This window comes from Bacillus sp. JJ1503 (genome assembly GCF_036965125.1).
Lineage (GTDB): Bacteria > Bacillota > Bacilli > Bacillales > Cytobacillaceae > Cytobacillus.
Genome location: NZ_JBALOZ010000159.1, coordinates 372 through 3,770 on the forward strand (window position 1 = coordinate 372; position 3,399 = coordinate 3,770).

The 3,399-nt window shown below is 33.4% G+C and carries 4 protein-coding genes; 3 read left to right on the forward strand and 1 reads right to left on the reverse strand.

The genetic code is table 11. The features are described from left to right. On the forward strand, positions 1-247 hold a 247-nt coding region (locus V7149_RS13135; RefSeq protein ID WP_335346080.1), incomplete at its 5' end, for a hypothetical protein. A 36-nt stretch (positions 248-283) separates the two neighbouring features. Here V7149_RS13135 and V7149_RS13140 read toward each other — a convergent pair. After that, the gene (locus V7149_RS13140; protein ID WP_335346081.1) at positions 284-1,192 is read right to left on the reverse strand and encodes a LysR family transcriptional regulator; all 909 of its coding nucleotides are present in this window, start codon (positions 1,190-1,192) and stop codon (positions 284-286) included. A gap of 308 nt (positions 1,193-1,500) precedes the next feature. Between V7149_RS13140 and V7149_RS13145 the strand changes: the two genes are divergently transcribed. Together V7149_RS13145 and V7149_RS13150 are read left to right on the forward strand one after the other, a co-directional pair. Next, positions 1,501-3,066, forward strand: a complete 1,566-nt coding sequence (locus V7149_RS13145; protein ID WP_335346082.1) for an ABC transporter substrate-binding protein — start codon at positions 1,501-1,503, stop codon at positions 3,064-3,066. A 74-nt stretch (positions 3,067-3,140) separates the two neighbouring features. Beyond that, positions 3,141-3,399 (forward strand): alcohol dehydrogenase catalytic domain-containing protein (locus V7149_RS13150; RefSeq protein WP_335346083.1); only part of this gene is annotated, 259 nt, incomplete at its 3' end.

The window sequence follows — 3,399 nt, forward strand, 5'->3', positions numbered from 1 at the left end:
TCATTATGATGTTTCATCTGGAACAGCACCCGTTCAAATCAATGAGCAAATTCTTAAAAAAGGTAATGTCGTTGTGTGTTGCACCTCTGACCAAGATGTTCATAAGGTTAGCTGTGCAACGGATGAGCCATGTGTAGGCATTCATGTATATGGAGATAATATAGGAGAAATAGAAAGAAGAGTTTTTGATCCCGATACAGGTAGAAGTAAAAAAGTAATAACAGCTTGGGATCCTATTCCAAAATGATAAAACCATCCAATTGGATGGTTTTTCTAATTAATATTAATCGTTATGATCAAAATTCATTAAAATTTCAATAAATTTCTTAAGATAGTTTGGAGTATATCGATTTTGATTGTAAAAACAACAAGGATCGGGTTTAATTCTTAAATCTTTGAAGGGCAGAAAACAGATTCCCTCCTTATCTTTACTGGACCATGTTTCTATGTAAAATTTAGGAATAATTGATATTCCCATCCCTAGACGCACTAGCTCCCGGGTAGATTCATTATTTTCAGTCGAAAATATTATATTTTCCTTAAAATCTGGTCCAAAGGTAGCTAAAATATGTTCTCTAATAATACCAGCACGATATAGGATTAGCTTTTCATATGAAAGGTCATGAAGTGAAATATTATCTTTTTGTGCTAATGGGTGGTTGGTTGAGACTATAGCAATATATTCGTCATTAAATAAAACCTTGCATTCAATATCATTATTTTTCAATGATTTTCTAATTTCATCATTAACTGGGGCAACAACAATATCTACTTGATTATTTATTAACAATTCACTTAATTCAACAACCCCTCCTTGAATAACATTCAGTTTGACCTTCGGGTATATTTCGTGAAAAAGTTTAAATAATCTAGGTAAATATTTAATCGCAGTCAAAGGCCCAATGCCAAGATGAATTTGGCCATTTTGAGGATTTGAGATTTCTTTAATTTGATTTTCTAAACTGTTTACCGAAATAAGAATTTCTTTAATGGAAGGAAGCAGGCTTTCTCCTTCCTTTGTGAGTTTGATAGTCCTTCCATCCTTTTTAAATATTGGAAAACCCAGCTCGTCTTCAAATTTTCGAAGCTGCTGACTTATTGTGGGTTCGGTGATATAAAGTTGTCGTGCAACTTCCCTCATTGTGCCATACCGTACAATATGATCAATATATTCAAATTGGCGCAAATTCATAAAATCTCCCCCTAATAGATTTATTCCAATTTTGAGTCACTAAGAAGTATCTAATTAATCTAGGATTATTATAGCATTCGGTAATTATTTGAATTATCTGATATTATAAAACATTTGAAGATTTAATTCCATCTATATGCAATATAAAATTTATAATGATAGAGAATCGTAATCAATCTAATTAAATACTTAATATTCAAATTATTAGAATCATCTTATAATTATGAAAGTAGGATGAATGAACAAAGTTAAATACTAGATCCTATTTTTCTATTGGTTAAACTTATAAAAAATAAGGGGGAACGAATTTGAAAGCTAGAGTTATTAGTGCACTGTTAACATTCTTGGTACTAACATTGCTAGGGTGCAGCAACGAAGCAAATAATGAATCCAAATCTTCAAATGAAAACGGTCGACAAGAAAAAATTAAAGACAATTTACAATATGCAATTAATGCTCAGCCTCCTACAATTGATCCTCATATGACCACATCATCAACAACAAGAGATGTTGCAATTCATATCTTTGAAACTCTGGTAACCTTAAACTCTAAATTTGAAGTTGTTCCAATGCTAGCTGAATCATGGGAAATTGGTGAAGATGGCAAAACCTATATCTTTCACTTAAGGGAAGGAATAATGTTTCATAACGGTAAAGAAATGACAGCTGATGATGTAGTAGCTTCTATGGTTAGATGGTTAGAGAAAACAAAGGTTGCACCTTTAGAAGGAGCAGTTTTTAAGGCGAAAGATGCCAATACTGTTGAATTATCTGTAAAGGAACCTTCATTATTCATTCTACCATCACTAACACCAACTATCCAAATTCCTGGCATTATGCCAAAAGAAGTGATCGAAGCGGCTTCTGAATCGGGTGTTGAAGAATATATTGGAACCGGACCTTTTAAATTTATTGATTGGAAACAGGATCAGTATATACATCTTGCTAAATTCGAAGACTACAAGTTGGTAGAAACTGCTCCGGATGGACTTGGGGGAAAAAGAGAAGCTTTAGTTGAAAATCTGTATTTCCAAATTGTCATAGATCCATCTACTCGTCTAGCAGGTCTTCAATCAGGACAGTACGATGTTGGATATGCTTATGAACCAGATACAGTAGGAATGCTTGAGAGCAATCCAAATATCAACGTTTATGCTCCAGTTTTTGGATACACAAATATTATTTTTAATAAAAATGAAGGCATGATGACTAATTTGAAAATGAGGCAGGCTGTTAACGCTGCATTAAATATGGAAGCGATTGCAAAAAACTCGCTTGTTGATAATTATCGAATATATTCAAGTATTATGGTAAAAGAGCAAGACAATTGGTACAGTGATGCAGGAAGTGAGTTTTACAATCAAAACGATCCAGAAAAATCAAAAAAACTATTAGCAGAAGCAGGGTACGATGGTGAAACAATAAGACTTCTTACGACTCGAGAATTTTCTTATATGTATAATTCAAGCGTTGTTATTAAGGAACAGTTAGAAAAAGCAGGAATAAATGTAGAAGTTGAAGTTTATGACTGGCCTACTACCTTAACCAGGCGGAATGATCCAACAAAATGGGAACTCTTTGTATCAGGATTTCCAACATCAGCAACACCAATTGAACAATTGCATTATATACCTGGATATATTGACGGGCCGGAAGATGAAAAAACAGAAGAACTTTTACAGCAAATAAGATCAGCTTCCTCTCAAGAAGAAGCATCGAAACTATGGAATGAACTGCAGGGATATTCTTGGGAATATTTACCGATTATTAAAATTGCAGATTATACACTGCCTTCTGCTGCCACAGATAAAGTTACAGGATTAACATTTTTCAGTACGGGCCCTGTTTTGTGGAATACCCAGGTTGTTGAGTGAACCTGAAATAGTAACACAGGTTTAAATTTCGGTAAAAAAATATAAATAGTAAGTTAAATAATAAGGGAAATATTTTGAAAGTAATTGTTTTAGAGGAATTCAATAAAGATTTAAAATTTATTGAGGTACCCGAACCTACCCTTACTGATGATGGAGTTATTTTAAAAATCAAAGCAAATGACATATTCAGAAGTGATTGGCATACGTGGAAAGGGCATTGGAAAAATATAAAGACTCCTATTGTCATGGGACTTGAATTTACTGGAGTAATAGAAGAGACAGGGAGTTCCTGCCTATTATTAAATTGGCCAACTTTCCATACGTTACAGGAAC

Coding starts and splice junctions, on each gene's coding strand:
- V7149_RS13140 (WP_335346081.1), bottom strand. CDS start 1,192: ATGAATTTGCGCCAATTTGAATATATTGATCATATTGTACGGTATGGC.